Raw genomic sequence first — 5,534 nt, forward strand, 5'->3', positions numbered from 1 at the left:
TTGAAAATCAGCTTCTGTATGTCGTTTTACATCTTCTACTGTGTATGGGCTCATTAATTCTTGTAATATAAGTCCACTCGGAGTTACCTCCATGACTGCCATATCAGTAATAATTAAATCTACACATTTCTTTGAAGTTAATGGCAATGTACACTCTGAAACAATTTTTGCATTTCCGTACTTATCAACATGATTCATCACAACAACGACCCGCTTCGCTTTTTGTGCTAAATCCATTGCTCCACCAATACCTGGAACACGTTTTCCAGGTACAATCCAGTTTGCTAAATCGCCATTTTCACTTACTTGTAATGAACCAAGAATCGTTATGTCTAGCAAACCTTTTCGAATCATCCCAAACGCTGTGCAGCTATCGAAATAACTCGCTCCTGTTATAAGAGAAGTTGGTAAACCTGCTGCATTACACAAATTTTCGTCTTCATTCCCTTTACTTGGCGTTGGTCCCATGCCCACGATTCCATTTTCGGCATGAAACATAACATTTATATCGTCAAGCAAATGATTTGGTACAAGCGATGGTATGCCAATACCTAAATTTACAATCATACCATTTTGTATTTCTTTCGCCGCACGCCTAGCAATCTTATCCCTCACTTCTACGCCCATACCCATTTCCAGTTCACTCCTTCCGACGGTACAATATAATTTACGAAAACACCTGGAACGACAATTTCCTCTGGATCTAAACTTCCAAGCGGGACTATTTCTTCCGTTTCTACAATTGTTATATCCCCAGCCATCGCTACGTGAGGATTCATATTTCGTGCACTTTTGTCAAATACAAGGTTACCAAACGGATCTGCCTTTTTTGCATATACAATTGAAACTTCAGCAGTTAATGCTGTTTCAACTAAGTAGGTCTTACCATTCATTTCAACTGTTCGTTTTCCCTCTTCCACAATCGTATCAACACCAACATCAACTAAAACACCACCAAGACCAACGCCACCAGCGCGAATGCGCTCTGCTAATGTTCCCTGCGGAGAAAACTCAATTTGTAATCTTCCCTCGTTTAGTTGCCTTCCTGCATTTGGATTGGAACCAATGTGAGAAGTAATTAGTGATTTAACTCTTTCATTTGTAACAAGACGACCGATACCTACATCAGGAAATCCAGTGTCATTTCCAATCAAATTTAAATTTGTAACGCCTTTTTCTAAAATTGCCTGTATTAAAGATGGAGGGGATCCAATCCCTCCAAATCCCCCAAACATTAATGTCATATCATCATGGAACAAAGAAATTACTTCCTCAATTTCTTTTAATTTACCGAATGTATTTGTAATAGTTGTCATGCGATACTATGCCCTCCTTTTTGCATCATCTCTTCCACACTTTTAGAGAAAATTGAAAGTAATTCATCTAACTCGGAATATGTAGTTGTCATTGGCGGTGCTACAAGCAGTGCACTATCTTCTTTTCCTGCTTGCCCTGAAACTGCTTGATATAAAAGCAGGCCGTTTTTAGCTGCAACTGAAATAAGCTCTGACGCTTTTGTAAACGGTTGCAATTCTACTCCGATTAGCAACCCTTTTCCGCGCACATCAGCAATGATTGTCGATTGTTGCTGAACTTTCTGTAAGCCTTTTATTAAATACTCTCCCTTTTCTGCTGTTTTTTCAGGAAGATTATGTTTCTCCATATATTCAATAACAGCTAAAGCCGTTGCTGCAGACAATGGATTTGCACTTAACGTATGACCGCTCATTACTGAACGTGATCCACGTAATATTGGTTCCATAACACGATCACTTACAACTGTCGCTGCCATCGGTGTATATCCCGCTCCTAACCCTTTACCAAGTGTCATAATATCCGGCTCTACGCCCCAATGCTCCATCGCAAACCATGCTCCAGTACGACCAAGCCCAGTCATTACTTCATCCGCAATAAATAAAATATCGTAATGATTACAAATCTCTTTAATGACTTTATAATAGTCTTTCGGCGGAACAACCGCGCCTCCAGCTGCTCCGATAATCGGCTCAGCAATAAAAGCAGCAATATGCTCTGCACCAATTCTTTCAATTGATCTTTCTAGTTCAGTCGCACATGCCAGCTGACAAGTTGGATATACCTTTTGAACAGGACATCTGAAACAATATGGAGCTGGTATAGTCGGATAATCTTCCAAAATAGATACGAAACGTTGTCTACGTAGTGGATGCCCAGACATTGATAAAGCACCCATCGTAATACCGTGATAACTCATCCATCTTGATAAAATTTTATGTTTCCCTTGAATACCTCGCTCTTGAAAATGCTGAATTGCAATTTTCATAGCTGTTTCATTCGCTTCCGTACCACTATTTACAAAAAAACTCCAGTTCAAATCTCCTACACTTAAATCACTTAACTTCTTCGCTAATTTTTCAGCTGGTTCACTCGTAAACTGTGATCTATAAACGAAAGCAATCTCCTCAGCTTGCTTTTTAATAACGTCTGCAATCTCCTTTACGCCATGCCCAATACCTGCCGTAATTGCTCCTGACGAACCATCAAAATATTTATTGCCATTTTGATCATACAAATAAACACCTTTTCCATGTGAAATCATTGGATACGGCTGACCAACAAGTGGTTTAATTAAGTAATCGCGCATAGCGCTCCCCCATTTCTCCAATTTGTATATATATATGAAGAAAATTGACGTTTCTTTCATAAAAAAGAATCCTCTGCAAAAGCAGTGAATTTATCAAAAAACTATTATAAAATATACAAATGAGTGCTTAAAAAATTTTATAAAACAGAAAATTCAGAACTAAAAAACCCGAAGACCAACCCTTTTCTATACGCCCAAATGACCCTCCTTATATGAAATGACTGCATCACCAAATGTTTTTATAGCATAATGCCAGCTGTCCTTAAATACCGACATTCTGTACACTTCGACGGAACTCCCGTTAAACTCCTTCCTATTATCCTACTTTAAATTGCATATTTTAAAACAAATTTCGACACCCACCTTACTAATCAATTCAGATTCCTATTCATTATGTAAACTTTTCATTTTTAAACTATAAAAAAAGAACCGATTAACCACACTAATCAGTTCGTCATGACGCTCTCTTATGGGTTAATACTGTCAATTGCTAAAATAAATAGAAAAATGAAGTTTACAAATTCATCCTACAGTCTATAACACAAAACCTTTTCATAACTTCATTCACAATTACTATCGGGATATCCCTATCCCGAAGTGGCACTCCTTTCCTCAGATTCAAAGTATCTTTCCTTTATAATTTATGTAGGACAATTATCACTTTGTATGTGTATTTGCCTATAATTAAAAAAATCCCTAGTTTTCTAGCGATTTTTGGACATGTATTCAATATGTTAATTGAAATGCACTTTCAATTTGGCATTTATTTTACTTTCGTACAGTCATATGTACTGCTTTACTCTGTGAAATTCTCGTAAGCACCAGCACCTCTTTATGAAAACATATTTGTTGTCACTTTTTAATTTTCCCTTTATAAAATCATTTTTTTTGCATAACCGCTTTCTTGCTTCGCATATAGTTTTAATGATGACAAAGGAGGAATGTTCATGTCTCAATCTGAAATCGAAAAATATGGACAAGAAGTTACGCAATACGAACAGCTCGCACGTTACTATCAGTTTCGTAACCCTAAAAAATATATAGAATTATATATGAAATATTACGATGCACTATCAAAACTTGTACAGGCGTATGAAACAAGAGAATCACAAGAAGCTGCTTTACCATCACATATAAGAATTTTTCATGCCGATCCAAATATACCGGCGGTTGACATTTTAGTAAACGGACAAAAGGTTATTAAAAATATTTCATTTAAGCAATTCAGCCCTTATTTATCATTAGTGCAAGGTAAATACCGTATAGATATTGTTCCTGTCGGAAATGAAACTCCAATCTTTTCAGCGTTGGTACCAATAATGGGAAATCATACTTATACTCTTGCTGCAATAAATAGTGATAATCACCTACAATTACAACCTATACTTGATAATACACATTTACCAGCTGGTCAAGCAAAAATACGCTTTGCACATTTCTCTCCAGATACCCCTGTTGTAAATGTAGATTTAAAAGATGGAGATCATTTATTTGAAAATGTACTCTTTAAACAAATAACCGATTTTTTGCAAGTTAGCCCTGGTACAGCAGATATTGAAATTTCACTCGCAGATAATAAAAACATTTTATTGACTATACCGAAATTCAATGTTGAACCAAATGTTATTTATACAATTTCAATAGTAGGTTATTCAACTAAAGATCCTAAATTAGAAGCCGTTATACTCACAAATTAAAACAGTCTACACCATTCATTTGGTGTAGACTGTTTATTTTTGAAATGCAATTTGAAATTCTGTCCAATCGTTATCTGATCGACACATAATGGATCCATTATGTTTTTCCACAATTTGTTTACATACAAATAATCCAATACCAGTTCCTAACTTTTTAGTAGTTACAAATGGTTCAAAAATCGTTTCTACATTTTCAGCTGGAATCATTGGTCCATTATTTTTTATCACAATTCGAATAGCTTGATCTTCTTCAAATACATCAATGATAATTTTTCGTTCTTCTTTCATTGATTCAAGAGCATCAATTGAATTCATTAATATGTTTAAAAATACTTGTCTCACTTCACTCCGATAACCAACAAGCGGAATTGGATACGGTAAATTCTTTTCAATCAAAACATTCGCATTGACCAAACTCGGATATAAGAATTGTATAATGTCTTGAAACAAGTCATTAAGCCAAAACCGTTCCGATTCATTCCACATTTCTTTTTTTGATACGAGTAAAAATTGCGAAATACGAAAATTTAATTGATCTAATTCATGCGAAATAATATCTAAATACGATAAACTCGGATGATCTGCCTTTAATAATTTGACAAACCCCATAATGGAAGTAAGCGGATTACGAAATTCATGTACAAAACTAGCTGACATTTGTCCTAAAATCGTCAGTCTTTCTTTATGTGTTTCGTTAATATATTGCTGTTTTTCCTCTAAATTCTTCGATATAATTTCCGAGTATTTTAAAACGGTATAATAAATTAATTTGTCAAAACAAGTATGTATTTTTGCCATAATTGGTTTCAATTCACGAGCGCTAACATCTAATTCACACATCGCTTCGAAAAGTTCATTTCTTCCCACGTTTGCGTTATAAACAAAATCTCCAATATTCGCATCTGCTCCAGCACGTTCAATAGCAATTTTCTCACATAACGGTTGAAGATAATTTATATCTTTATCTTCCATAGTAAGTTCGATAATTAACTCTAGTAAATCCTCTCCATTTTGAACTACTTCTAGTTTAAATGGATCTTTTTCGGAAATTATCATTTTGTTTTTCCAGTTCTCTACGAATTGGTGCCTATTGTTTTTCAAGTGTGAACAAAATATTTCTTTAATATCCTTATCGATTGGAAAAACCTCCATTCCCTCCATTTCCATACGACGAATACCCTTTATATTTTGAATATTAACACAAAAAATACGAT

Annotated in this window: 5 protein-coding genes; 1 reads left to right on the top strand and 4 read right to left on the bottom strand. The window is 35.2% G+C overall.

Annotated elements, in window-relative coordinates; all coding sequences use genetic code 11:
* The 3 genes from ACQGS6_RS22140 to ACQGS6_RS22150 form a co-directional block, all read right to left on the bottom strand.
* On the bottom strand, nt 1-633 hold a 633-nt coding region (locus ACQGS6_RS22140; RefSeq protein WP_426965618.1), incomplete at its 3' end, for a CoA transferase subunit B.
* The gene (gene atoD, locus ACQGS6_RS22145; protein WP_000208108.1) at nt 618-1,316 is read right to left on the bottom strand and encodes an acetate CoA-transferase subunit alpha; all 699 of its coding nucleotides are present in this window, start codon (nt 1,314-1,316) and stop codon (nt 618-620) included. The genes ACQGS6_RS22140 and atoD, both read right to left, overlap by 16 nt.
* Entirely contained in the window at nt 1,313-2,623 is a 1,311-nt protein-coding gene (locus ACQGS6_RS22150) for an aspartate aminotransferase family protein (RefSeq protein ID WP_001205884.1), read from the bottom strand. The genes atoD and ACQGS6_RS22150 overlap by 4 nt, the downstream gene beginning before the upstream one ends.
* A 947-nt stretch (nt 2,624-3,570) precedes the next feature.
* Here ACQGS6_RS22150 and ACQGS6_RS22155 point away from each other — a divergent pair.
* On the top strand, nt 3,571-4,320 hold the full coding sequence (locus ACQGS6_RS22155) for a DUF4397 domain-containing protein (RefSeq protein WP_000083287.1): 750 nt from the start codon (nt 3,571-3,573) through the stop codon (nt 4,318-4,320).
* 33 nt (nt 4,321-4,353) lie between these two features.
* On the opposite strand, the gene ACQGS6_RS22160 is transcribed toward ACQGS6_RS22155, so the two are convergent.
* On the bottom strand, nt 4,354-5,487 hold the full coding sequence (locus ACQGS6_RS22160; protein WP_000425086.1) for a BA2291 family sporulation histidine kinase: 1,134 nt from the start codon (nt 5,485-5,487) through the stop codon (nt 4,354-4,356).
* Nucleotides 5,488-5,534 lie beyond the last annotated feature (47 nt).

It is taken from the genome of Bacillus sp. GMs2/2, assembly GCF_050172095.1.
GTDB classification, from domain to species: domain Bacteria; phylum Bacillota; class Bacilli; order Bacillales; family Bacillaceae_G; genus Bacillus_A; species Bacillus_A cereus.